The following is a 26,421-nucleotide window of genomic DNA, read 5'->3' as shown; positions in this document are numbered from 1 at the left end:
ATTATAGACCTATTCTAATTAGTGAGTTACTTTTTGGGGATAAAAAAATAATAGGAAATATATTGTGCTCAGGTTATATCGTAAGCCAAATAAGGGGTTAATGGGAGTCGATATTAGTTCGACTTCTGTTAAAGTTTTGGAACTTTCTGTAAAGAGTGGACGGTATTGGGTAGAAAGCTATGCTTTGGTGCCTTTGCCGGAAGGAAGCGTTGTTGAAAAAAACATCTTAAATCCTGAAGCTGTAGGCGATTCATTAGAGCGTGCGATTAATTTAGCCAATACTCAGACTGTGAATGCCGCCTTCGCCATTCCAACTTCAATGGTGATTACTAAAATCATTGAAATGGATGCCGATATGACGAGTGATGAACGTGAAGTTCAGATTCGTGATGATGCGGAACAGTATATTCCTTTCCCATTGGATGAAGCGAGCCTTGATTTTGAGGTGCTCCCAGACCGTTTGCCAAACCCAAACCGTGTCAATGTTCTGCTTGTCGCAACGCGGATCGAAAATATCGAAGCGCGTTCAGAAGTGCTCGAGCTGGGCGGCCTAACGCCAAAAATTGCAGATGTCGAAAGCTTTGCTTTAGAAAATGCGTTTAAAGTATTTTCCGATACCTTGCCGATGGGGGTGAAAACCGTTGGGGTGCTGGATATCGGCCACAGCATGACTACGCTGTCGGTGCTGCAGAACAACAAGGTGATTTATACCCGTGAACAGGTCTTCGGCGGCAAGCAGCTGACTCAGGAAATTCAAAACCGTTACGGTTTGTCTTTTGAAGAAGCTGGCCGCGCCAAGAAAACCCGCGCTTTACCTGATGATTATGATATTGAAGTGCTGGAGCCGTTTCTAGAAGCGGTTGTGCAGCAGGCAGCGCGTTCATTGCAGTTCTTCTTTTCATCCTCACAATTTAACGAAATTGATCATATTTTGCTGGCTGGCGGCAATGCCAACATTCCAGGCCTGGCAAAACTGCTGCAGCAAAAGCTGGGCTATCGGGTCACTATTGCCAATCCATTTTTGCAAATGGGTTTTTCCCCTCAAATTGATATTAAAAAAATTGAAAATGACGCTTCATCGCTCTTGGTGGCATGTGGTTTAGCATTGAGGAGTTTTGATTAATGGCAAAAATTAACCTGCTCCCTTGGCGCGATGGGCTAAGAGAGAAACGAAAAAAAGAATTTATTGCGGTTTGCATTGGGGCATTTTTGATTGGGGTTTTAGGGATTGGCTCAACCTGGATGTATTTTGATAACCGATTGCAGGACCAAGAGCAGGCTAATCAGCTGGTGGTCAGCACCAATCAAAATCTGGATATTCAGCTTAAATCTCTGGAAGGTTTGCAGGAACAGCGCAATGCGATTGTAGAACGCATGAAGCTGATTCAAGGCTTGCAAGGCCAGCGTCCGATTGCGGTGCATCTGGTGGATGAGCTGGTGCGGGTTATTCCTAACAATATGTATATCACTCGATTCAGCCGTGAAGGGGATAAATTCACCTTGGAAGGCAAAGCGGAAAGCCCGAATACGGTTGCTGAATTGCTTCGCAACCTGGAAGCGTCATCTTGGTACCGCAACGCATTTATGAGCTCTTTCTTGGCGGGTGAAGAGAAAAAAGATCAAGCGCAAAGTTCGATTGTGCCTCGTGTTGAGGAGAGTTATGGAACCTTTACAGTCACTGCTGATTTGGATTCAATTGCGCAGCCTGAATTGACAGGCGCAGCTGATGCTGCAGCGCCTGCAGGCAATGCTGCTCCAAGCGGTACAGCGACTTCTGCACCGGAGGCTGCCAAATGAGCCGTGAAGAATTTGAAGAATTAAATCAAGAAGCTGTTTTGGCGCCAAAGAAAAAAATGACTTTGGATAAATTCCTGCAGCAATTCAATACGCTGGATACCAATAACTATGGCAGCTGGCCTTTATCAGTAAAAATTACCTGCTGGATTTTTATCATTATTTTTGTCTTGGCAGCAGGATATTTTCTTGCGATTAAAGGCAAGATGGATCAAATCGATAATGCGCATGCGCAAGAGCAGAACCTGCTGAATGAATTCCGGGAAAAAGATTCTAAGCTTCGCAATCTGCAGCAATATCAAATGCAATTGCAGGAAATGGAAGCGCGCTTTAATCAGCAATTGGAGCAGTTGCCGAAAGAAACTGAAATTCCTGGTCTAGTTGAAGACATCAACTTAACGGGTGTGAATTCTGGATTGAAATTTAAAAACATCCGTTTAGAGCCGGAAGTGAAGCAGGAATTCTTTATTGAGCAGCCGATCGCGATTGATGCAACGGGCGACTATCATTCATTTGGTGCTTTTGTCAGCGGCATAGCTGGCCTTTCACGAATTGTGACCTTGCATGACTTTACAATTACTGCATCAGGAAATAGCGAGAAAAAGAGCGATATTCCTAAAGTGGATTACAGCTTAAAAGCGAAAACTTACCGTTATGTCGGTAATGACGCTGCTGCAACACCGGAAAAAGGGGCAAACTAATGAAAATGCAAAAACTTTCTATGTTTGTTGTGTTGGGTCTGTCCTTGGCTGGATGTGATTCAAGGATTGACGCCGTTAATCAGGAAATGGCGAATATCCGCAATCAGCCGCCAATCCCAATTGAGCCAGCACCGGATTTTGTGCCTGTAGAATCCTTTAATTACGGTGCGCAGCAGTTAAGAAGCCCATTCTTGCCAAGCTCTTTGGCTTCTGAATTGAAAATTATGGCAGGCAAGCGGGTTTATCCGAACTTTAACCGCCAGCCGCAGCCTTTAGAGAGTTTTCCTATCGAAAACTTAAATATGAAGGGCAGCCTGCTGAATCAGTCAGGCGCGATTATGGCGCTGATTCAAACACCGGATGGCCAAGTTGAACGTGTTCAAGTTGGCAATTACATGGGCTTGAATCAAGGGCGGATTGTGAAGATCACGCCGACACAAATTGATGTGGTAGAGATTATTCCAGATGGGCGAGAAGGTTATGTTGAACGTCCTAGAAGTCTTATATTAATTGGACCAGCACCTTAAGTTTTAAAGGAATAAAAATGAAAAATAGTGTACATAATTTTATTTTTGGGGATGGCAATACAATGAATCAAGTATTTCGTCAGTTTTCAATGGGTGCTGTGGCAATCGCTGTGATGCAGGCTGCAAGCGCTCAAGTCAGTATGACCAATATCGTACCGATGCAGATTCCTGGTCAAGGTACTGAAATTCGTGTCATGTTCAATGGCTTGCCTCCGCAGCCGCAAGCGTATCAATTGGAACAGCCTTCCCGGCTGATTCTGGATTTTGATAAAGCGGACCAAAAGCTGCAGCAGAACTCAATACCAGTGGCAACAGCCGAAGCTGATTCGGTGGATATCACTTCCGATGCGCAGCGTTCACGCTTGACGGTGAATTTGGCAGATGCGGGCGCATTTACTACGCGTGTTGAAGGCAACACCTTTATTTTGAAAATCAACTCAGCAGCCAATGCGTCTGTTCAGCCTGCAGCAAGAGTTCAGGCTCAGGGCATTTCAAATATTGGCTTTAACCGCGGTCCAAATGGTGAAGGGCAAGTTGTTGTTGATTTGCTGGGCGGCAATACGCCAGTGGATGTACAGCAGCAGGGCAGCAAGATCGTCATCCGCACTTTGGGCAATAAGGTTCCTGCACATTTGGCGCGCCGCTTGAATGTGAATGATTTTGCAACTCCAGTTTCAACTGTGGATGCACGCAATGACGGCGGCAATGGAGTGATCACCATTCAGTCTGCAGGCAATTTTGAATATATGGCCTATCAAACGGACAATAAGCTGACTGTTAGCCTGAAACGTCCTGAAGATAAGAACCCTGCGCGCCCTAAAGCGTCAAATGCTTATACGGGTAAAAAGATTTCTCTAGATTTTCAAGATATTGAAGTGCGCCGTGTACTGCAGCTGCTGGCAGATTTTACTGGCATCAATATGGTGGCGTCGGACAGTGTGCAGGGCAATATTACTTTGCGCTTGAAAGATGTGCCTTGGGACCAAGCATTGGATATTGTACTGAAAACCAAGAATCTGGATAAGCGCCGCAATGGCAATGTGATTTGGATTGCGCCTGTTGCTGAATTGATTAAGGCAGAAGATGATGAAGCTAAAGCCATGGCGCAAAGTATTAAATTGGCGCCGATTCAAACGGAATATATTCAGTTAAGCTATGCAAAATCAGCTGAGATATTGAAGTTGCTGGAAGATTCAAGAGACGGCAAGTCAGCGGCTTCAAATGGCACGGCAGGTTCGGGTTCTCTTGCGTTGGAAGGTTTGCTGAGTTCACGGGGCAGTGTGGTTTCAGACAATCGAACCAATACATTGATTGTGAATGATACGGCGCAGAATATTGATAAAGTCCGTAAGATGATTGATTTGCTTGATGTGGCAGTCAAGCAGGTGATGGTGGAAGCGCGTATTGTTACGGCTCAAACTGACTTCTCCCGTGAGTTAGGTATTAACTGGGGATTACAGCGCCATAACCCAAGCTTAAATGCAGGCGCTAATGGCTCTAATATCTGGGGCGGAGAGTTTTCACCGAAATTTGATTTAGGTGTTGATCTGGGTACGGCAACTGCTGGAACATTTAATTTTGGCTTATTGAAAATTTCGGACTTTATGCTGGATCTTCAGTTGACGGCATTGCAGTCTGACGGCCATGGCGAAGTGCTGTCCGCGCCTAAAGTATTGACTGGCGATAAGCAGAAAGCATCTATTTTGCGCGGTGATCAGATTCCTTATCAGTCATGGAGCGCTGAGGGCGGCACAGTTACAAGTTTTGTGGATGCAAATTTAAAACTTGAAGTGACACCAAGCATCACACCAGATGGCAAAGTACAGATGGAGTTGAAGCTGAATAAAGATACGGTAGGCCGTTTAACTTCAGCGGGTTTTTTGATTAACACCAATAAATTAGAAACAAATGTATTGGTGGCAGATGGTGAAACTGTAGTCCTTGGCGGCATCTTTGATGATATTAAGCAAAACCAATATCAAAAAGTGCCATTCTTAGGTGATATTCCTTACCTTGGAGCATTATTTAAAAATAATGTGAAAAGCAGTGCGCAAACAGAGTTGCTAATTTTTGTTACACCACGAATTGTTAATGACAGTGTTACCAGAAATCATTAATATATTTTGAATTTAGCAGAATAAATAGGTGACTCCTTGCCAAGCAAAGAGTTTGATACCCTGCCAAATATTTATTTGGTAGGGCCAATGGGGGCAGGAAAAACAACTGTAGGCCGGCATTTGGCGGAATTGTTAGGGCGCGAGTTTCTGGACAGTGATCATGAAATTGAGCGCAAGACAGGTGCAACCATTCCTTGGATTTTTGAAAAAGAAGGGGAGCAGGGTTTCCGCAGCCGGGAAACGGTTGTCATTGATGAGCTGACAGCACGCAAACAGCTGGTTTTAGCGACCGGCGGCGGCGCCGTCACTCAAGCCCCTAATCGGGAGTTTTTAAAACAGCGGGGTATTGTTGTTTATCTTTATACTCCAGTAGAAATTCAGCTGCAGCGGACTTACCGCGACAAAAACCGCCCTCTTTTACAAGTCGAAAATCCAGAAAAAAAATTAAGGGACTTGCTGAAAATCCGCGACCCGCTTTATCGGGAAGTGGCGCATCATATTATTGAAACCAATCAAGGCGCTGCCCGCGATTTGGCGCAAAAAATCTTAAACTTGATTATTTCACAAAATGTTTCCAAGTAAATCTATTGGTTAGAATCATGCAAACCCTTCATGTTGAACTCGGTGAACGCCGTTATCCTATTTTTATTGGCAGCCAGTTGGATCCTCAAGCGCTTTTAGCACCTTATATTCATGGCAAGCAAGTCATGATTGTGACCAATGAAACTGTTGCGCCTTTATATTTGGTGCATTATCAGCATGCCATTGAGGCTTTGGGTAAAACGGTTGCAGTTTGCACTTTGCCAGATGGTGAAAAGTATAAAAACATTGAGCACCTGAATCTGATTTTTGATGCCTTGCTTGAGGCTGGCTTTAACCGCGACTGTACGGTGCTGGCATTGGGCGGCGGCGTGATTGGGGATATGGCTGGCTTTGCCTCAGCATGTTTTCAGCGCGGCGTGTATTTTATCCAAGTGCCGACCACCTTGCTTTCGCAAGTGGATTCCAGTGTCGGCGGAAAAACTGGCATCAATCATCCGCTGGGTAAAAATATGATCGGCGCTTTTCAGCAGCCGCAGGTGGTGATGGCGGATATGGCGCAGCTGAACAGCCTGCCGGAGCGTGAACTGTCTGCCGGTCTGGCGGAAGTGATTAAATACGCGTTGCTGGGCGATGTGGATTTCTTGAGCTGGCTCGAAGCCAATATGGATGGCCTGGTAAAGCGTGATGCGGCGCTTTTAGCGGAAGCGGTTTACCGGTCATGCGCGCATAAGGCGCGTATTGTCGCCAATGATGAAAAAGAGCAAGGCGAGCGCGCGCTGCTGAATTTGGGGCATACGTTTGGCCATGCCATTGAATCCTATATGGGATATGGTGTTTGGCTGCATGGCGAAGCGGTGGCAACCGGCATGGTGATGGCGGCAGATCTGTCGCAGCGCATGGGCTGGATTTCAGCGGCCGATCTGGAGCGTACAAAAAAAATCATTTTACGCGCCAATTTACCGGTCAAATGCCCTAAAATTCCTTTGGATGAATTCTTGGCTTATATGTCGCATGATAAAAAAGTGCTGAATGGCCAGCTTCGCCTTGTGCTGATGAAGCAATTGGGCCAAGCCGTCATCACTAAAGAATTTGATGCGGAATTGATGAAACAGGCAATTTTAGCAAATCAGCAGTAATTAAGAAGGAATACAGCGTGGCTCTCCGTACACATTGGCAGCAGATACAGAATTATATTTGGCTTGTGTTCGGCGGAGCCTGTCTTTTTTTTGCTTTGGTGTTTTGGGCAATTACGGATAAAGATGAGCTGGTTGAGGTTGAAAAAAAGGCTGAAACTGAAGTTGAACTGCAGATTCAGCCTGAAAAAGTGTCAGCAATGAACCATCTTGGTGCATTAACGGATGAGGTGAAACCGCTCGATATGACAGCGCGCGTGGTGGCAACCGCCCAGCATGAAGCTGAATTCCGCGGCACAAAGTTTGTCAATGATCAGAAGAAATCGTATACGATTGAATTATTTCGGGTTTCTGATGAAGCGATTTTAAAGAATTTTTTAAAAAAACAAGCAGATAAATCCAAATTCCTCTATTTGAGGCTGTCGGGTGAAGATCACGCGGAACAGTATGTGCTGCTGTATGGCGTTTACCGCAGCGCTGGCGATGCAAAGCAGGCATTGTCTGAGCTGAAGCTGAATCTGCCGGCCTCTGTCAAGCCGGTTGCGGTTGAAATCGGCCAGTATCAGCCTTATGTCAATGATTTGGGTTCGGATGAACTGAAAGCCGGTTCGAAGCAATATGCGGTGAATTTAAAAGCGGCGCCATTGCCGGCGGTGGATGAAGCGCAAATCTCCGCGAAACGCGCCGAAGCTCAGGCGCAGCGGGCAGCAGAGGCTAAAGCGGATTCTGCTGCAACCACGACCACGACGGTGACTCGCCGTGATGCGGATGGCAATGTAGTGAATGTACAGCAGTCGCAAAGCGGTGCGGAAGCTCCGCATTCTAAAAACTCTCCAGCGCAGCAGGAAGTCACAGATCCTTTTAATTAAGGAGCCAAAATAGAGCATTTTCATGCCGCTGCAGGTTGTTGTGCTCGATTGTGGTGCGAAAAAGAATAAGAATACGCTGGGTACGAGGTTACTCATAATTTAAAGTGTTTTAAATCAGTAATGTTTCGGCTAAATGCATCATATTGGCATGCATATTGCTTTAATGGTGCATGAGTTGAATTAATCTCCCTATTTTGGCGCGAAAATGATTCGATGAGTGTGCGAAACAGTCATGCTGACAGACTGAATTTAAACAGAAGCAATTTGTTTCTTCATGGCCATGCATAAAAGGTAAATTCGGTTTATCTTAAGTATGCGACAGAAGAATCATCTTTGCTCAGCATCACAATTCATGTGAGTGGATTAAGACTAAATCGCAAAAAAAGAATTTAGATTGTTATTGGCTCGAAAGAGCAGTGTAGAAAAGAAGGGTACGCTATGCACATGCCATCGCCTAATACTGTAGCTCCCGCTCAAGGTTTATACCAACCGGATGAGTTTAAAGATAACTGTGGTTTCGGTTTAATCGCCCATATGCAGGGTGATGCAAGCCATGATCTCTTAAAGACCGCTATTCACAGCCTCAGCTGTATGACCCACCGCGGCGGTATTGCTGCCGACGGCAAGACAGGGGATGGATGCGGCCTGCTTTTGGCTATGCCAAAGAAATTCTTCCGTGAAGAAGCGAAGAAGATCAGCGATATTACTTTAAGTGAAATTTTTGCGGTCGGTACGGTTTTCCTGAATCTTGATCCTGCGATTGCCGCACACTCAAAACAAATTTTAAGCAAAGAAATTGAAGCTGAAGGCTGCAAGGTATTGGGCTGGCGTGTCGTGCCGACCAATAACGGCGCTTTGGGCTCAATTGCGATGCAGTCCTTGCCGGGCTTTGAGCAGATTATTGTCAACTGCCCAATGGGCGTGACTGAGGTTGAATTCAACCGCAAGCTGGTTATGGCACGCCGCCGTGCGGAAGAGCAGCTGACAGCTGACCCGTATTTTTATGTGACCACGCTGTGCTCCACTGTGATCAGCTACAAAGGCTTGATGATGCCTGCTTATATTGCAGACTTCTATACAGACTTGGCTGATGAGCGTTTAGAATCGCATATTGTGGTCTTCCATCAGCGTTTCTCGACCAACACATTGCCGCGCTGGCCTTTGGCTCAGCCATTCCGCTATTTGGCGCACAACGGTGAAATCAATACCATTACTGCGAACCGCAACTGGGCTGTAGCGCGCACGCCAAAATTTGAAAACCCATTGCTGCCGGGCATCACTGAGCTGAATCCAATTGTGAACCGCACCGGTTCGGATTCTTCAAGCTTAGACAATATGCTGGAATTACTGGTCGGCGGCGGCATGGATTTATTCCGCGCGCTGCGCATGCTGGTGCCGCCGGCATGGCAAAACGTGGAAACATTAGATGCTGATTTGCGCGCATTCTACGAGTTCAACTCGAAGCATATGGAAGCTTGGGATGGCCCTGCGGGTCTGGTGATCCAGGATGGCCGCCATGCGATCTGCATGCTTGACCGCAACGGCTTGCGTCCAGCGCGCTGGGTCATCACCAAAAATGGCTACATTACCTTAGCGTCTGAAATTGGCGTATGGGGTTATGAACCTGAAGATGTGGTGTCTAAAGGCCGCGTCGGCCCAGGGCAAATTCTGGTGATAGATACGCACACAGGCAAAATGCTCGACACCAATGATGTCAGCAATCACCTGAAACGCATGCGTCCATACCGTGAATGGCTGCGTGAAAACTCAGTGCGCGTTCAAGGCAGCCCAGAGCTGGAAGAATATTTATGCGATCAAGGCTTGAAAGGCGATGACCTGAAAGCGGCGCAAAAAATGTTCCTGGTCACTTTTGAAGAGCGAGACCAATTGCTGCGCCCAATCGCTGAAAGCGGTCAGGAAGCGGTCGGTTCAATGGGCGATGATACGCCGATGGCGGTCCTGTCGCGTCAAGTGCGCCACGTCTCTGACTATTTCCGTCAGCAGTTCGCTCAGGTCACCAATCCGCCGATCGATCCATTGCGTGAATCCATCGTGATGTCATTGGAAACCTGTTTTGGCCGTGAGCAAAACGTGTTTGAACAAGGCCCAGAGCATGCAGACCGTTTGATTGTATCCAGCCCAGTGCTGTCGAATTCAAAAGTGCATCAAATCCGCACCATCGGCCGTAAAGGCTACGAGATGGCGGATATTGACCTAAACTATGCAGAAGCTGAAGGGCTTGAAGCTGCCATCAGCCGCATCTGTGAAGAAGCGGCGCAAGCAATCCGTGACGGCAAAACATTGCTGGTGCTTTCTGATAAGAAAATCCGTGAAGGCTACTTGCCTGCCAATGCTTTAATGGCGACCGGCGCCGTGCATCACCACCTGATCAATGCTGGCCTGCGTACCGATGCCAATATTATTGTGGAAACCGGCCTTGCCCGTGATGCGCATCAATTTGCGGTGATTCTGGGCTTCGGCGCGACAGCGATCTATCCGTACTTGGCCTATGACGTCATCAATGACTTGATTGCCAAAGGCGAATTGCTGGGCGACCCAATTCATGCACAAGCAAACTTCCGCAAAGGCATTGAGAAAGGCCTGCTGAAAGTGCTTTCAAAAATGGGCATCTCGACAGTAGCGTCTTACCGCGGCGGTCAATTGTTTGAAGCCGTGGGCTTGTCGGATGAAGTGGTTGGCAAATGCTTTACTGGCGTTCCAAGCCGTATTAAAGGCGCAACCTTCGCTGACCTTGAAAATGATTTGAAAAAATTGGCGGATACTGCGTGGAAAAACCGCAAGCCAATCGATCAGGGCGGCATGCTGAAATTTGTCTTCGGCAAGGAATATCATGCCTTCAACCCGGACGTGATCAATGCGCTGCATAAATCTGTTCGTTCAGGCAAATATGCAGACTTTAAAGAATATGCAGAATTGGTGAATCACCGTCCGATTGCGACCATCCGTGATTTATTCAAGCTGAAAACGGACAATTCAATCGCCTTGGAAGAGGTGGAATCTGTAGAAGCGATTCTGCCGCGCTTCGACTCTGCAGGCATGTCTTTGGGCGCCTTGTCTCCTGAAGCGCATGAAGCGATTGCGATTGCCATGAATACGATCGGCGGCCGTTCAAATTCAGGTGAGGGCGGTGAAGATCCTGCGCGTTACGGCACCATCCGCAACTCGAAAATCAAACAAATTGCATCGGGCCGTTTTGGCGTCACTCCTGCGTATTTAACCTCTGCAGAAGTGCTGCAAATTAAAGTGGCGCAAGGTGCAAAACCGGGTGAAGGCGGTCAGTTGCCGGGCGGTAAAGTGAATGGCTTAATTGCGCGTTTACGTTATTCTGTGCCGGGTGTCACGCTGATTTCTCCGCCGCCGCATCACGACATCTATTCAATCGAAGATTTATCACAGTTAATCTTTGACTTGAAACAGGTTAACCCGCAGGCGATGGTGTCCGTTAAGCTGGTTTCAGAGCCGGGTGTCGGTACGATTGCGGCCGGTGTAGCGAAAGCGTATGCCGACTTCATTACCATTTCTGGCTATGACGGCGGTACAGCGGCTTCTCCACTTTCTTCCATTCACCATGCAGGTTCGCCTTGGGAGCTGGGCTTGTCTGAAGCGCATCAGGCGCTTCGCGTCAATGACCTGCGCGGTAAAGTGCGTGTACAAACCGATGGCGGCTTGAAAACTGGTCTGGATGTGGTGAAAGCAGCCATCTTGGGCGCAGAAAGCTTCGGCTTCGGTTCTACACCAATGATCGCCTTGGGCTGCAAATACCTGCGTATTTGCCACTTGAACAACTGTGCGACCGGTGTGGCGACACAGCAGGATCACTTGCGTCAGGAACACTATATCGGTGAGCCTGAAATGCTGATCAACTTCTTCCACTTCATTGCGGAAGAAACCCGTGAATGGCTGGCGGCGCTGGGCGTAGCAAGCTTGAAAGATTTGATTGGCCGTACCGACTTGCTGGAAATTCTGCCGGGTGAAACGGATAAGCATGCGCATCTGGATCTCAGCGCCTTGCTTCAGTCGCATCCGGCTGCGGACGGCAAAGCGCAGTACTGCCAAGTGGAAGGCAATGCGCCCTTTGACAAAGGCCTGCTGGCTGAAAAAATGGTGGCAGAAATGCTTCCTGCGATTGAAGCAAGCACCAGCGGTGAATACAGCTTCAATATCGGCAACTGTGACCGTTCAATCGGCGCGCGCATCTCGGGTGAAATTGCGAAACGCTATGGCAATTTGAGCATGGAAGCGCATCCAGTAAAAGTGAACTTGAACGGTACAGCCGGCCAGTCACTGGGTGTGTGGAACGCAGGCGGCTTGCATATCAGCCTTGAAGGCGATGCCAACGACTACGTGGGTAAAGGCATGGCGGGCGGCCGCATCTCGATCTTCCCGCCGAAAGGTTCGCCGTTCCAAACGCAGAATACCGCCATCATCGGCAATACCTGCTTATATGGTGCAACTGGCGGTAAATTATTTGCTGCGGGGACTGCGGGCGAGCGTTTTGCGGTGCGCAACTCTGGCGCGTTTGCGGTGATTGAAGGCGCGGGTGACCACTGCTGTGAATATATGACTGGCGGTATTGTGACTGTTCTTGGTAAAGTGGGACACAACTTCGGTGCAGGCATGACTGGCGGTTTTGCTTATGTACTGGATTTAGATAACGATTTTGTTGACCATTACAACCACGAATTGATCGAGCTGAACCGTATTTCAACTGAAGCGATGGAAGAGCACAAAGAATTCCTGTGCCGCATCCTCGATGAGCATATTCAAGAAACAGGTAGTGCTTGGGCGTATAAGATCCGGAATGAGTTTGATTTCTACAGCCGTAAATTCTGGCTGGTGAAACCAAAAGCTGCGAATTTGCAGACTTTGCTGAAAACAACTCAAGCTGATCCTCAATAATTCCACTACTCAAATATTAGGTAGGTGTGGATAACTTTCAACTTATGCACAAGTTGATCAAGAGAAAAAAGTTATCCACGCTCACCCACGGAGAGAGACATGGCCGAACGCCTAAATAATGACTTTCAATTTCTGGATGTAGCACGCCAAGATCCAGAGAAAAAAGATCTCACTGTCCGCAAAGCTGAGTTTGTGGAAATTTATAAGCCATTTACAGCTGAAATTGCTGCCAATCAGACACACCGCTGTTTGGGCTGCGGCAACCCGTACTGTGAATGGAAATGCCCGGTGCACAACTACATTCCGAACTGGCTGAAACTGATTGCGGAAGGCCGTATTTTCCAAGCGGCAGAACTGTGCCATCAGACCAATACCTTGCCTGAAGTATGCGGCCGTGTATGCCCGCAGGACCGCTTGTGTGAAGGCGCGTGTACGCTGAATGACGGTTTTGGCGCAGTGACCATCGGCAATGCAGAGAAATATATCAACGATACCGCTTTTGCTTTAGGCTGGCGTCCAGATATGTCCTCTGTAAAATGGACCGATAAAAAAGTCGCCATCATCGGCGCAGGCCCAGCAGGCCTGGGCTGTGCAGATATTCTGGTGCGCAACGGCGTTAAGCCGGTGGTGTTTGATAAGCGCCCTGAAATCGGCGGCTTGCTGACCTTCGGCATTCCAGAATTCAAGATGGAAAAAGACGTGATGAAACGCCGCCGTGAAATCTTCACCGGCATGGGCGTCGAGTTCCGCTTAAATACGGAGATCGGCACCGATATCACGATTGATCAGCTGCTTGCCGATTACGATGCGGTATTCATGGGGATGGGAACATACACTTACATGAAAGGCGGTTTTGCCGGCGAAGATCTGAATGGTGTCGTGGATGCGCTAGATTTCTTGATTGCCAATGTCAACCGGACGCAAGGCTGGGAAAAAGATCCTGCTGAATACATCAGCATGGAAGGCAAAAAAGTTATCGTGCTCGGCGGCGGCGATACCGCGATGGACTGTAACCGTACCTCCATCCGTCAAGGCGCTGAATCAGTCATCTGCGCATACCGCCGTGACGAAGAAAACATGCCGGGTTCGCGCCGCGAAGTGAAAAATGCGCGTGAAGAAGGCGTTGAATTCCAGTTCAACCGCCAGCCGATTGAAATTGTCGGTGAAAACGGCAAAGTGACAGGGGTTAAATTCGTCACAACGCAATTGAGCGAGCCGGACAGCCGCGGCCGCCGCAGCCCAGAGCCGATTCCAGGTTCTGAAGAGGTGCTTCCTGCGGATGCAGTGCTGTTGGCGTTCGGTTTCCGCACCAGCCCTGCAGATTGGTTTAATGATGTGAAAATCAACTTGGATGGTTCAGGCCGCGTGGTTGCGCCAGAACAGCAAGCGTATAAATTCCAGACCTCTAATCCAAAAATCTTTGCCGGCGGCGACATGGTGCGCGGTTCTGACCTCGTGGTGACGGCTATCTGGGAAGGCCGTCAGGCTGCTGAAGGCATCTTGGATTATTTAGAGCTGTAATGCAGAATGCGGATGTGAATGCATTCCGCTGCAGATAAACTGGAAAACCCGCTTCGGCGGGTTTTTTTATTTGCGGCAATCGGGCCATGCTTAAAAAGATGGGCTATGCCTGAAATGACTGTTTTGAGGATTATGCGGATAAAACTGCAGTTTTATGGCAGAAATCGCCGCTAAATTGTTGGATTATGCAAATGAGCTAAGCATTTTCGCCATGTGTGCAAGCGTCATTGCTGTCCATACTGAGTGAATGTATTGCATATTGAGATACTCAAATGACTTCCGTGACGGCAGAAAAATCATATCAAAATCGTCCTAAAGCCATTGGCATTACGGTGCGCAGGCCGCAGTTCAATCCGAAAGCGATCCGCCGGCACTACTTTGCCAATTCGCCAGTGATGTCGCATGTCTTGACGGCATTGTCATCCACCTTTCCGATTGGCGAGCAGTTTTTTGTGCACAGTGTGCGCAATGTGCGTGATCAGGTGAAAGATGAACGCCTGCAGGCGCAAATTGCAGCCTTTATTGGCCAGGAAGCCATGCATTCTAAAGCGCATGCCGAATTTAATGATGCATGGCGCAGGGAGGATTACAACTTAGACCGTTTTCAGGCCTGGCTGGCGCGTAAAGACAGCTATGTGAAAAATCTGCATCCGAAAATCCAGCTGGCCATCACCTGCGCCTTTGAACATTTTACAGCGCTGCTGGGCGGCTATATTTTACGCCACCCCGAAGTGCTGAGCACCTTGGATGATGATGCGGTGAAACTTTGGGTCTGGCATGCGATTGAGGAAATTGAGCACCGCGCCGTGGCTTTTGATGTCTATCAGGCGGTATATGGCGATGACCGGATCCGCCGCATGATTATGCGCAGCGTCACCACAGGCTTTGCCAGCCTGACTTTTTATTCCGCTTCCAAGTTATTCATGCAGGACCGCAAAAACAGCCTGCCTAAAGTCGGCGGCAATCTTTTCGGCGCGTATTTATTGGGCAAAATGCTGGTGCAGATGCTGCCGGAGTATTTATCCTATTATAAAAAGGATTTTCATCCTGCTGAAATTGACTGCAGTCAGATCATTCAGTATTGGAAAACCCGCATGGCGGAGGAGTATCAGCTGGAAAGCTTTCAGGATGAAATGCTGCCGCAGAGGCTCAGCTGATGAGCGCGGAGGGCGGTTTTTAAAATGCATGAATGCCGTTCATGATTCCATTCAAAAATAGCTCAGCAGCACGCTGGGCTTTTTTACGGAATGGGCGTTCATTAAAAAAAAGCTACATATTGATGCGGAATTCCCGCTAGAATGAAAAAATACTTAAACAAATACAAATAAATACTTGAGGACTGGGCAGATGAACTTAATGAAAAACAGTGCATTGGCCATTGCGTTGGCCAGCACCTTGATATTGACTGGCTGCGGTTACAACACGTTGCAAGTCAAAGATGAAGCTGTGACTGCGGCATGGTCTGAGGTGCAGAACCAGTATCAGCGCCGTGCGGACTTGGTGCCGAATTTGGTGAATGTAGTCAAAGGCTATGCCAAGCATGAAGAGCAGGTGCTGACAGAAGTCACTCAGGCGCGCGCCAATGTGGCTGGGCTGAAAGTTGACAAAGAAGTGCTGGAAGATCCGGCTTTATTCCAAAAATACCAGGAAGCGCAGGCGCAGATGACTGGCGCATTATCCCGCCTGATTGCGGTGTCGGAAAATTATCCTGACTTAAAAGCCAATGAGCAGTTTAAAGATCTGCAGGTTCAGCTGGAAGGCACCGAAAACCGCATTGCTGTGGCGCGCAACCGCTATATTACTACGGTGCAGGATTTCAATGGCTATGCACGCCAGTTCCCGCAAGTGATGACGGCAAAAGTCATTGGCATGGATACGAAGCCGAACTTCAGTGCGGAGCAGGGCGCGCAAACGGCGCCAAAGGTTTCATTCAACTGATTGAATGCCCCGATTCTGAATATGAGAAGGAATGCTGATGCTTGCATGGTCTAAATTGCGCCATAAGGATAATCCAGACATTTCGATGAGATGGCCGCAGCTTTGTGCCGTATTTTTATTCATCGCAAGCGTATTTGCGCTCAGTGCAAATGCCTGGAGTGAAACGGCCGCCGCGGATGACGCCGAAATGGTTGCTGCCGGTAAAATCATTCAGGATCAGCAAAAAAATGCACAGGGGCCAAGCGCTTCATCTGCGGCCGATCGTCCGGCCGTGCAATCACCGCCAGCGCCTGAAATTGCCAATGATCTGGCGGATGGTGAGTCGATACGGCATTTGCCAACGCTGAATGAGCCGGTTGTGGATCAGGCGAATCTGCTTAGCCCTGCAGACAAGCAGGCCATCAGCCAGCAGATTTTAAAGCTGCATGATTCAGGCAAGGCGCAAATTGGCGTGATTATTGTGCCGACAACAGGGCAGGAAGACATCTTCGGTTTTGCGATGCGCGCGGCGGAACAATGGCAGCTGGGTTCAGCCAAACAGGATAATGGCCTATTGATGGCGATTGCGGTAAATGACCATCGAATACAGATTCTCAGCGGCTACGGCTTGGAAGGCGTGCTGCCGGATATTGTGCTGAGCCGGATCATCCGCAATCAAATTACTCCGTATTTTAAGCAAAATCAGTATGCGCAAGGCATCCAGTCCGGGCTGAATGAAATTGAAAAAGTCTTGAATATGGATCCGGAGGTGGCGGCGAAGGCGGCGCAGGAGCTGAAAGAACGTCAAGAACAGGCGCTGCATGAACAGCAGGCCAAGCAAAAAACCTTCAGCACAGCCTTGATTATCCTGGTTGCGGGCATTATTGGATCTTATGTGGTGGGCAACCGTTTAAGCGCGGCAACGGCCGCGGTCGCTGGAACGGTTGCCGGCTTAGTGAATGGTGCGGGATTGCTCACCAGTCTGCTGATCGGCGGCGGGATATTCTTTTTGCTCATTACAGCTTTGGCGCAGCTGATCTTTCAGGCGGTTCTGTCTGGCGCTGGACGCAGCGGCGGAGGCGGTTCTGGCGGAGGATTTGGCGGCGGTGGAGGCTACAGCGGCGGAGGCGGCGGTTTTGGCGGGGGAGGGGCATCAGGCTCATGGTAACTAAATCTGAAACAACAGAAATTTTAACGCAGCCCAAACTGCTGGAAATCAATCAGCCCAGCTTAAAGCGCTGGCTGAAGCATTTTTTTTACCTGCCGGCCACGAAGCGCTATTTTAATAAACAGGATCAGCACGCGATTGCGCATGCTGTAGCGCAAGCTGAACAGGGTCATGTGGGTGAAATACAGGTGGTGATTGAGGGGCATATCCCAGCGAACCATGCCTATCATCTGAATACCCGCGGCCGGGCCGAACAGCTCTTTGCTGAACTGGGCGTATGGGATACAGAATATAACAGCGGCGTGCTGCTGTATTTGAACCTATGTGAGCGTCAAGTCGAGATTGTGATTGACCGCGGCATTAAAAATGCAACTCAGCAGCAGGTTTGGGAGGGAATCTGCATTCAGATTATTGAGCTGATGAAGCAGCAGCAGCACCGTCAGGCAATCTTGCGCGGTGTATTTGAGATTGGCAATGTGCTGAGTGATTTCTATCAATATGACCGGCCGGATGCCGAAAATGAACTGAGCAACACACCGGTCATTTTTGACTAGGTGTATTGTTGGTAAATAAGTGACGTAAATCGTCACTTTTGCACACATAAAGAAACATAAAGTACATAAAAATAAAAATATTTTTTTAAAGTGCTGTTTTTTTTCACAAAATAAATATAATAAATCTTGGCATAAATAGTGCTATACATAAAATAAGCTGAAAGCTTAATAATTAAATTAAAAAACATTTGTGGAGAATGTTATGAAATCAGTTCAAAAGGGTTTTACCCTGATCGAATTAATGATCGTGGTGGCAATTATCGGTATTCTTGCTGCGATTGCGATTCCTGCTTATCAAAACTATACGAAGCGTGCTCACGTTTCTGAAGGTCTAAGTCTTGCTGGCGGTGCGAAAGCAGCCGTTGCAGAATTCTATTCTTCTAATAACCGTTTACCAAAGGCTAACTCAAGTGTTGGTTTGGCGGATGCTGACAAAATTACTGGTAATGCAGTTGATAAAGTATTTGTTGGTTCTGGAAGTTCAAGTGGTGTAGCAGATGGTCAAATTTTAATTCAATATAATGCTAAAATTGATGGTACTAAAAAAGACTTAATTTTAAGTCCAATTACATCTATTGGTGGCGTGAAGTGGACTTGTAAAGCACAAACTGGTGCATCAGGTATTGATACTAAATTTGTTCCAACAAACTGCCGTTAATATTTAATATAAAAAAAGCGCCCATCAAAGATGGGCGCTTTTTTTATAAACGAATCAATTTGTGAGTAGAATATGTATAAAAAATATGGTCTAGGTATTTTATTTTATCTTATTTTGTTTATAACATTATTCGTTTATTGGTCTGGGCTGAAAGGGGATTTTCTTTTTGATGATTATCCAAATTTACAAGATTTAGGGACTTATGGCGTTATTGATAGTTGGGATAAGGCACGAAGTTTTATTTTAAATGGTTTTTCTGGTCCTACTGGAAGGCCTATATCCTTACTCAGTTTTTTGATTGATGCTAATACTTGGCCAGCAGATCCATATTCATTTAAATATACTAATTTAATGATTCACTTGTTAAATGGTGTTATCTTATATTGGGTAATATTTTTACTTCTTAAAAATTATAATTATAATGAAACGAAGACTTTATATATTTCGTTGATAGCATCAGCTATATGGTTATTACATCCATATTTTGTTTCAACAACATTATATGTTGTACAAAGAATGGCTCAACTTGCTACGCTATTTAGCTTAATTGGAATCGCAGGATATTTAAAATATAGACTATATCTAGCTACTAAGCCTATTAAAGCATACGTTGGTATGACAATATTTCTAGGATTAGGTACAATTCTTGCAACATATAGTAAGGAAAATGGAGCTTTACTCCCATTTTTGATTTTAATGATCGAGTTTTGTAATCCTAATAAAAAAAATAATCCTATTTGGCAATGGAGAGCTATATTTTTGTGGCTTCCATCAATAGCTATGCTGGTTTTACTTAGTAAGTATGTGACTTTTGCGGAAGACCCATGGCCCAATAGAAACTTTAATATGATCGAACGGCTTTATAGTGAAAGTCGAATATTATGTGAATATTTATTTAACTTGATTATTCCTCAAATTGAATTAAGAGGACTATATCAAGATGCTTTCGTTGTATCAAAAAATATTTTTAAACCTATTACTACGCTTTATTCAATAGTTTTTTTAATAACATTACTATTATCAGCATTAATATTTAAAAAGAAATATCCATTATATGCATTAGCAGTATTGTTTTTCTTAACTGCGCACTTAATGGAGTCAACAGTTATTGGTCTGGAATTATATTTTGAGCATCGTAACTATTTAGCTGCAATTTTCTTATTTTTACCCATAGTAAGCGGTCTTGTCATTCTCAAAGAGAAAATAGATGCTCAATTGGTTAATTTGATCACTATTTTCATTTTAAGTGGGTTGAGCTTCTTTACCTATGAAAGAGCTAAACTCTGGGGAAATACTCCTGCTTTAGAGTTGTATTGGGCCCAAAACTCACTTAATTCACCTCGGGCTCAAAGCTCTATAGCGGGTATGTTATTTGATCAGGGTAGAGTGCTTGAGGCTAATCTCTTTTTAGAAAAAGCAACTCAACGCATGCCTGAAAGTGCTTTATTGAACATGCGTTTACTATTGCAAAAAGTTTATTCAGATATAGCAACAGAACAAGATTTTTTAATAGCGTCTCAAATGCTGAGAAAACAGCCTTTTGATGCACAAGCTGTTCAGGCTTTACGTAATTTAGTTGAATATATTACAGATAATCATAAAACGCAGTATTATGGTAAATGGACATTACAGCTGATAAATGAATTAGAGACAAATAATGAATATAAAAATTATTCAGTATTTCAACGTTTAATACCTTATTTGAAAGCTAAAATTTATTTAGAGCAAGGAAATATAGAAAATTCTTTAAAATATTATAGTGATGCAATAATTCTATATAATGATGTTGAGGCGGGAATGATGATGGTGGCTGAAATTGGGGCAACCAGAAATTACAGTGAGGCATTATATCTTCTTCAGAGGGTAGAGGGGATATATATGAATCAAGATGCTAACACATTAAAGCGCAGTAAAGCGGAATATGATTTTGAAATTAAAAGATTAAAAATAGTTTTAAAAAATGGCATAGAACATAAAATTTGAAATATTAATCTTGGTTTTAATGATATTGAAAGCAAAATTTAATGTTTGTTCTTATGGGGTTGGAGATTGAAATGGTATTGAAGCGAAAGCATTTTATTTATTTATCTATGCTCTTAATGATAATGCTTGGCGTATATATTCGTTATTTGGCTGTTCAATACTCTATTGTTGACTCACCAGTTAGGGCAGATGCACAGGATTATTACAGTTACGCAGTAAATATGCGAGAGTGGGGGGTATATTCAAATGAATATAAAGCAAGTGTTAGCCCAAAACCAGACTCACTAAGAAGTCCAGGATTTCCTGATTTTGCCTATATTTTTTATAATTCAAATCAAGATATATTTGTTAAAAATATTCTTATTGCTCAAACTATCTTACAAATAGTTTCCTTTGCATTTCTTTTTTTTGTTTTATATCGTTTTTATGGGGCGCTTGTTTCGTTAATAACAGGTTGGTTTTTGTGGACATTTCCACATTTTGTAAACATTAATATTTATTTTTTATCAGAATCATTGTTCACATCATTGTTAGCTTCCTTAATTGGGATGGCTGTTTTATCTCATTTTTCCGAGAGAAAAAAAATACTTTATTATATGGCTTTTGCATTGTTATTAGGTTTTGCAATTCTTGTACGTCCAACATTGCAATATTTCCCAATTTTTTTATTTTTTATTTTCTATTTTTATTACCGAAAAATTACTCGTTCCGCAGTTTGGATCTTGATTATTTCCCTACTTCCGATGCTGTTGTGGGGAGGGCGCAACATTTTAGTTATTGGTCAATGGTCGGATCCGACTTTAATGATTAATGGGTTGTATCATGGGAGTTTTCCATGGTTTATGTACAATGATATTCCAGAAAGTTTTGGTTTTCCTTACCATTTTGATCCACAAGCAAGTGAAGTCTATCAAGGTATTGGCAGAACCCTTGAAATTATTTTTGAGAGATTTATTGCAGACCCTCTAAATTACCTATCTTGGTATCTGGTTGGGAAGCAATTTTTCTTATGGCAATGGAGTATCATTGCTGGTCAAGGTGATATTTTTATTTATCCAACTTTAGCTTCACCTTATTATGGGGAAAAGATTTCATTATTTACATATTCTGTAAATAAATTTATTCATTTATTTTGGTTGATAGGTGCTTTTTCTGGTTTGATTGTTGTTATTAAAAGGTTTTTAAAAAGAGAGACTTTGAGTTTTGCTCTTATAGTCATTAGTGCAGTTTTTTTATATGCTATTTTGATTCATATTATTGTCGCCCCATTTCCCCGCTATGGTATTCCTTTTAAAATTCCAGCAATGATTATATTTGCAATTACATTCAGTGAGATAATAAAGTGGGTCAAAAGAAAGTTTGCGTAATCCTGCCATGTTTGAATGAAGAAAAGGCTATTGCGAGTGTTGTGCGGGAGTTTATCGAGCATGTCGAAAATTGTACAGTATATGTATTTGATAACAATTCAACAGATAATACGATAGAAGAAGCTAAATCTGCTGGAGCATTGACTAGAGTCGTCAAGATGAAAGGAAAGGGGCATGTTGTTCAAGCGATGTTTCGGGATGTTGATGCGGATATTTATATTCTTGCGGATGGAGATGGTACATATCCTGCAAAAGAAGCCAAAGAAATGGTTGATTTACTTATGCTCCATGATGCTGATTTAGTGATAGGAAGTCGCTTGGGAACTTATAAAAGCAGTCAAAGCAGGAAGAAGCACTTTTTAGGTAATGTGTTGCTAACAAATACAGTGAATAAATTATTTGCAACTGAAGCCTATGATTTGCTGAGCGGATATAGAGTAATGTCTAGACGTTATGTAAAAACGATGCCGTTATTTTCAAAAGGTTTTGAGGTAGAAACAGCAATGACTGTTCATGCAATTGAAGTTGGGGCAAAAATAATTGAACATCCAATCACTTACCTGCCGCGTATAGAAGGTACTGAAAGCAAGCTTAATACATGGCACGATGGTTTCAAAATCAGTAAAGAAATATTTCAGCTTTATAAAGATTATTCCCCGAAAGTTGTGTACTTTATTTTGGCTATGTCTTTTATCTTGATGGGTTTTTTTATTGGAATACCGGTAGTTTTAGAGTATATCTATACAGGTTTGGTGCCAAAATTTCCTCGTGCAATCTTGGCTTCAGCATTAGTTACTATTGGTATTTTCACTGCTTTTATTGGTATTGTTCTGAGTGCGATATCAAAGTCGCGACGTGAGATGAAAAAATTAGCTTTTTTATCGATCAATTAAAACTATATGAAAAAGTTTTACTTTTTTTGTTTAGTCGGAGGCGCTGGATTTATATGCGATTACGTTGTTTTTCTTGCAGCAAATATATTTCTTAAGACTCATTTTTCTAAATTTATTGGATTTATGTGTGCTGTACAGCTTACATATTTTATGAATAAATTTATTACTTTTTCTCGCTCTAATGCAATTTATACTGCGTATATATTAGGGCAAGTGAAAGGATTTTTAATAAATATTTTTGTTTTTAGTGTGGTTTATTATTTTACTGAAAATCAGAATATTGGATTTTTTATGGCTGCAGGAATTACTTTAATATTTAATTTTTATTATGCAAAGTATTTTGCATTTAAGGCTAAATCTGAGGATTTTTAATGGCTATTTCTGTCGTTCTTCCTGCTAAGAATGAATCTGGAGCAATTGGTCAAACAATTGAACGAATTCAGGAATTACAATTAGTAGATGAAATTATTGTTATTAATGATGGGTCTACAGATAATACCCAAGATATTGCAGAAACAGCTGGGGCAAAAGTCATTACTCATCCATATTCAAAGGGTAATGGTGCAGCAATTAAGACTGGTGCTAGAAATGCAACGGGTGATATTATTATTTTTATGGATGCTGATGGTCAACACGATCCAAACGATATTAAAAAATTAATAGAGAAAATTGAACAAGGGTATGATCTCGTTGTAGGTGCTCGCCAGAAGGGATCACAAGCAAGTGTAGGTCGTGGTGTTGCAAATAGCTTATATAATAATCTTGCAACATATATGTCTGATCATAAAGTTGAGGATTTAACATCGGGCTTTAGAGCTGTACGTGCAGAAAAATTTAGAGAGTTTGTTTATCTTTTGCCTAATGGTTTTTCTTACCCCACCACCAGCACCATGGCGTTTTTTAGAGCCGGTTATTCTGTGACTTATGTGCCGATACATGCTGCAAAGCGTATTGGTAAAAGTCATATTCATCCAGTAAAGGATAGTGTACGTTTCTTTTTAATTATTTTTAAAATTGCAACGTTGTATTCACCTTTAAAAATGTTCCTTCCAATCGCGGTTCTTTTATTTATGATGGCTACAGGTTGGTATGGTTATACTTTGTATGAATATCAAAGATTTACAAATATGAGTGCTTTACTTTACACAGGAAGTATTATGATTTTTCTGATGGGGTTAATTTCAGAACAGATTACAGCTTTGATGTATAAGAAAGATGAGAGAGATTTATTTTGATCTCTAGTCTAAAAAATATTTGGAAAATATTAACACCACTCGATAAGCGAAAGCTTAGTATTGTCTCCGTTTTAGTTGTTTTTATGACAATTATTGAGTCTTTAGGTGTGGTTTCTATAATGCCTTTTTTAGCTGTATTGGCAAATCCTGAGAGTATTCAACAAAATTTTTTATTAAAAAAAATATATATACTGTTGGGTGTAAATAATAGTAATCAATTTATTATTTATTTGGGAGGTATTTCATTATTCATTGTTGTTTTTTCAGCTGTTATAAAAATTATAACTCAGCATAGTTTAAATCGATTTTCAAATTTACAACGTCATTATTTTTCCAGTCGATTACTCGATATTTATTTAAAACAGAATTACAGCTTTTTTATTCAGAGAAATAGTGCAGATTTGATAAAAATTATATTAAATGATGTAGATCAAGTCGTATGGGGGGTGCTTCAACCATTATTAGTGATTTTATCGTATGGTTTTATTGTGATTGCAATGATCTTGATATTGATCTTTTATGATCCTTTAATGGCATTGACGATCGCCAGTGTAATTATTGCTTTTTATACACTAATGTTCTTTGTCGTGAAAAAATTTATGAAAAGAATCAGTCAGGAGTATTCTAAAGCAAACCAAGAACGCTACCAAAGCTGTCAAGAAGTTTTTGGTGGTATAAAAGATGTCATGATCAATCATGCGCATGATTATTATTCTAAACGATTTAATCAAAACTCCAGAATACATGCACGCCATCTAGCTTCACAAGAATCATTGGGGCAAATACCATTACATATTATAGAAACGATTGGTTATGGCTGTTTGATTCTTTTGGCTATTTTTTTAGTTTTACAGAATCACAATGTTGGAACAATTTTACCTGTTATAGGATTGTATGGAGTAGCAGCATATAGAATGTTACCTGCGGCACAAAATATTTATCGAGCGATCACAACTTATAAGTTTTCTGAGCATATTTTAAATAGTGTCAGTCGTGAGTTTGAACTTGATTCAAATGAAGCGAAGCATAGTATTCGTCAGGAAGTGATTGAGTTTAATCATAGTGTTGAGTTAGAGGATGTGAGCTTTGCTTATCCTAATAGTCCTGAGAAGAAAATTTTAGAACATATTAACCTTAAAATAGATAAAAATAGCAGTTTAGGGATTACAGGAAAAAGTGGTTCTGGTAAAAGTACGTTGATGGATATTTTGTTGGGACTTTTAAAACCCACATCTGGTGTTTTAAAAATTGATTGTCAAGTAATCAATGATAGTAATGTGCAAGATTGGCAAAGTTTAGTGAGTTATGTGCCACAATTTATTTATTTGGCAGATATGACAGTTGCTGAAAATATTGCATTTGGTATTGCTAAAGATCAGATTGATTTTCAATTAGTCAAAAATGTTGCAAAACTTGCTCAAATAGATGAGTTTATTACTCAAAATTTGAAAGATGGCTATAATACGATGATTGGGGAACGTGGCATTTTATTGTCTGGTGGACAACGGCAACGTTTGGGGATTGCACGTGCTCTATATAAGCAACCACAAGTTATTTTTATGGATGAGGCAACGAGTGCGTTAGATACGGAAACTGAGCAAGCTGTCAATGAAGCGATTCAGAGTCTCAATGGAAAAATAACAATGGTGATTATTGCACATAGAGAAAGCGCAGTAGCAGGGTGTGATGGATATTTTTTTTTGAATAGTTTAAAAGTTAAAAAATAGAAGGTGGGGAATATTAATCAGAATTGGTTTTTTAAAATTTTAATTTTACAGATTTTCTTAAGATGACATATAGTGTGAGTAATGAGGGGGATTATACAATGAGAAAAATAAGTGAGGATGGAATTATCAGATCTAATTTAAGTGTTGTTGATGATATTGGTACTGTTTATATTGGGGAAGAATATATTTATCGAGTGATTAATTTTGATCATGTGAATGATGTAAAGAAATTACTGGATTCTGGTTTGATAAAAGAATTAACTTCAAGAGGTATTTTTCCAAAAACAGAGATTTCAAAAAAACAAATAAATGGCGATGAATTTGTTCTACAGCATGAAAAGATTAGCCGAGTTATTTATCCTTTTGAATGGTCACCGGAAATGTTACGTAAAGCAGCATTGTGTGTTTTAGAAGTAAATGAATGTGCAAATAAATATGGTTACGAGTTAAAAGATGCGCATCCATATAATATTTTATTTAAGTATAATCAGCCAATGTTTGTTGATTTTGGCAGTATTGTTAAGCGTAAAGTACAAGGTCATTGGATAGCTAAAAAGGAATTTTTGGATTGTTATTTTCATAATTTAAAATTAGTACAAAATGGATTCTTAAGCTTATATAAGACAGCATTTCATCGCAAAGGTACTGGCTATACAGATATTGAGACTCTTAGAATAAACAATAAAGTGTATAGCTTTTTAGGAGATAAATTTTCAAAAAAGATCAATAAAATACTATATTATTATCAATATGGGGTTTTTGTAAATAATACTGCAATTGAAAAGAAGTTTAAG

22 protein-coding genes are annotated in these 26,421 nt (G+C 43.0%); all 22 read left to right on the top strand.

The genetic code is table 11. The features are described from left to right. The first annotated feature begins 64 nt into the window (after positions 1 to 64). Positions 65 to 1,123, top strand: coding sequence for a pilus assembly protein PilM (locus ACE3T3_RS04125; RefSeq protein WP_374664350.1), 1,059 nt, complete (start codon positions 65 to 67; stop codon positions 1,121 to 1,123). Further along, complete coding sequence (locus tag ACE3T3_RS04120; protein WP_374664348.1) at positions 1,123 to 1,797, top strand: PilN domain-containing protein; 675 nt, start codon at positions 1,123 to 1,125, stop codon at positions 1,795 to 1,797. Before ACE3T3_RS04125 ends, ACE3T3_RS04120 begins: the two co-directional genes overlap by 1 nt. After that, the gene (locus tag ACE3T3_RS04115; RefSeq protein ID WP_374664346.1) at positions 1,794 to 2,495 is read left to right on the top strand and encodes a type 4a pilus biogenesis protein PilO; all 702 of its coding nucleotides are present in this window, start codon (positions 1,794 to 1,796) and stop codon (positions 2,493 to 2,495) included. The genes ACE3T3_RS04120 and ACE3T3_RS04115 overlap by 4 nt, the downstream gene beginning before the upstream one ends. Continuing rightward, positions 2,495 to 3,022: a pilus assembly protein PilP gene (locus ACE3T3_RS04110; RefSeq protein WP_374664344.1), complete on the top strand. Its 528-nt coding sequence runs from the start codon at positions 2,495 to 2,497 to the stop codon at positions 3,020 to 3,022. The genes ACE3T3_RS04115 and ACE3T3_RS04110 overlap by 1 nt, the downstream gene beginning before the upstream one ends. Before the next feature lie 17 nt (positions 3,023 to 3,039). After that, on the top strand, positions 3,040 to 5,139 hold the full coding sequence (locus ACE3T3_RS04105) for a type IV pilus secretin PilQ (RefSeq protein WP_374664342.1): 2,100 nt from the start codon (positions 3,040 to 3,042) through the stop codon (positions 5,137 to 5,139). A gap of 36 nt (positions 5,140 to 5,175) precedes the next feature. Further along, the gene (gene aroK / locus ACE3T3_RS04100; protein WP_374664340.1) at positions 5,176 to 5,721 is read left to right on the top strand and encodes a shikimate kinase AroK; all 546 of its coding nucleotides are present in this window, start codon (positions 5,176 to 5,178) and stop codon (positions 5,719 to 5,721) included. Positions 5,722 to 5,738: 17 nt separating this feature from the next. Beyond that, positions 5,739 to 6,818 (top strand): 3-dehydroquinate synthase, encoded by a 1,080-nt coding sequence (aroB, locus tag ACE3T3_RS04095; protein ID WP_374664338.1) that lies wholly within the window; start codon positions 5,739 to 5,741, stop codon positions 6,816 to 6,818. Positions 6,819 to 6,835: 17 nt separating this feature from the next. Beyond that, positions 6,836 to 7,684 carry a hypothetical protein gene (locus ACE3T3_RS04090; protein WP_374664336.1) on the top strand — a complete coding sequence of 283 codons (849 nt, stop codon included), beginning with the start codon at positions 6,836 to 6,838 and terminating at the stop codon, positions 7,682 to 7,684. Positions 7,685 to 8,128: 444 nt separating this feature from the next. Further along, positions 8,129 to 12,604 carry a glutamate synthase large subunit gene (gene gltB, locus ACE3T3_RS04085; protein ID WP_374664334.1) on the top strand — a complete coding sequence of 1,492 codons (4,476 nt, stop codon included), beginning with the start codon at positions 8,129 to 8,131 and terminating at the stop codon, positions 12,602 to 12,604. Positions 12,605 to 12,703: 99 nt separating this feature from the next. After that, entirely contained in the window at positions 12,704 to 14,125 is a 1,422-nt protein-coding gene (locus tag ACE3T3_RS04080; RefSeq protein WP_374664332.1) for an FAD-dependent oxidoreductase, read from the top strand. A 272-nt stretch (positions 14,126 to 14,397) separates the two neighbouring features. After that, positions 14,398 to 15,282, top strand: coding sequence for a metal-dependent hydrolase (locus ACE3T3_RS04075; protein WP_374664330.1), 885 nt, complete (start codon positions 14,398 to 14,400; stop codon positions 15,280 to 15,282). Positions 15,283 to 15,472: 190 nt separating this feature from the next. After that, on the top strand, positions 15,473 to 16,063 hold the full coding sequence (locus tag ACE3T3_RS04070; RefSeq protein WP_374664328.1) for a LemA family protein: 591 nt from the start codon (positions 15,473 to 15,475) through the stop codon (positions 16,061 to 16,063). Positions 16,064 to 16,148: 85 nt separating this feature from the next. Next, positions 16,149 to 17,210 carry a YgcG family protein gene (locus tag ACE3T3_RS04065; RefSeq protein ID WP_374664563.1) on the top strand — a complete coding sequence of 354 codons (1,062 nt, stop codon included), beginning with the start codon at positions 16,149 to 16,151 and terminating at the stop codon, positions 17,208 to 17,210. Then, positions 17,204 to 17,764, top strand: coding sequence for a TPM domain-containing protein (locus ACE3T3_RS04060; RefSeq protein WP_374664326.1), 561 nt, complete (start codon positions 17,204 to 17,206; stop codon positions 17,762 to 17,764). Before ACE3T3_RS04065 ends, ACE3T3_RS04060 begins: the two co-directional genes overlap by 7 nt. Positions 17,765 to 17,966: 202 nt before the next feature. Next, positions 17,967 to 18,422, top strand: a complete 456-nt coding sequence (locus ACE3T3_RS04055) for a pilin (protein WP_374664324.1) — start codon at positions 17,967 to 17,969, stop codon at positions 18,420 to 18,422. Positions 18,423 to 18,494: 72 nt separating this feature from the next. After that, positions 18,495 to 20,405, top strand: a complete 1,911-nt coding sequence (locus tag ACE3T3_RS04050) for a tetratricopeptide repeat protein (RefSeq protein ID WP_374664322.1) — start codon at positions 18,495 to 18,497, stop codon at positions 20,403 to 20,405. Positions 20,406 to 20,446: 41 nt separating this feature from the next. Beyond that, positions 20,447 to 21,772, top strand: a complete 1,326-nt coding sequence (locus ACE3T3_RS04045) for a hypothetical protein (protein WP_374664320.1) — start codon at positions 20,447 to 20,449, stop codon at positions 21,770 to 21,772. Continuing rightward, on the top strand, positions 21,748 to 22,665 hold the full coding sequence (locus tag ACE3T3_RS04040) for a glycosyltransferase (RefSeq protein ID WP_374664318.1): 918 nt from the start codon (positions 21,748 to 21,750) through the stop codon (positions 22,663 to 22,665). Before ACE3T3_RS04045 ends, ACE3T3_RS04040 begins: the two co-directional genes overlap by 25 nt. Before the next feature lie 6 nt (positions 22,666 to 22,671). Next, positions 22,672 to 23,037, top strand: coding sequence for a GtrA family protein (locus tag ACE3T3_RS04035; RefSeq protein WP_374664316.1), 366 nt, complete (start codon positions 22,672 to 22,674; stop codon positions 23,035 to 23,037). Further along, on the top strand, positions 23,037 to 23,900 hold the full coding sequence (locus ACE3T3_RS04030; RefSeq protein ID WP_374664314.1) for a glycosyltransferase family 2 protein: 864 nt from the start codon (positions 23,037 to 23,039) through the stop codon (positions 23,898 to 23,900). Before ACE3T3_RS04035 ends, ACE3T3_RS04030 begins: the two co-directional genes overlap by 1 nt. Next, complete coding sequence (locus tag ACE3T3_RS04025) at positions 23,897 to 25,627, top strand: ABC transporter ATP-binding protein (RefSeq protein ID WP_374664312.1); 1,731 nt, start codon at positions 23,897 to 23,899, stop codon at positions 25,625 to 25,627. The genes ACE3T3_RS04030 and ACE3T3_RS04025 overlap by 4 nt, the downstream gene beginning before the upstream one ends. A 98-nt stretch (positions 25,628 to 25,725) precedes the next feature. Further along, a partial coding sequence (locus ACE3T3_RS04020; protein ID WP_374664310.1) for a hypothetical protein occupies positions 25,726 to 26,421 on the top strand: 696 nt, incomplete at its 3' end.

Source organism: Acinetobacter sp. (assembly GCF_041919735.1).
In the GTDB taxonomy this organism is placed as follows: domain Bacteria; phylum Pseudomonadota; class Gammaproteobacteria; order Pseudomonadales; family Moraxellaceae; genus Acinetobacter.
The sequence above is the reverse complement of the archived record's forward strand: the minus strand, read 5'-3'. Positions and strand labels throughout refer to the sequence as shown.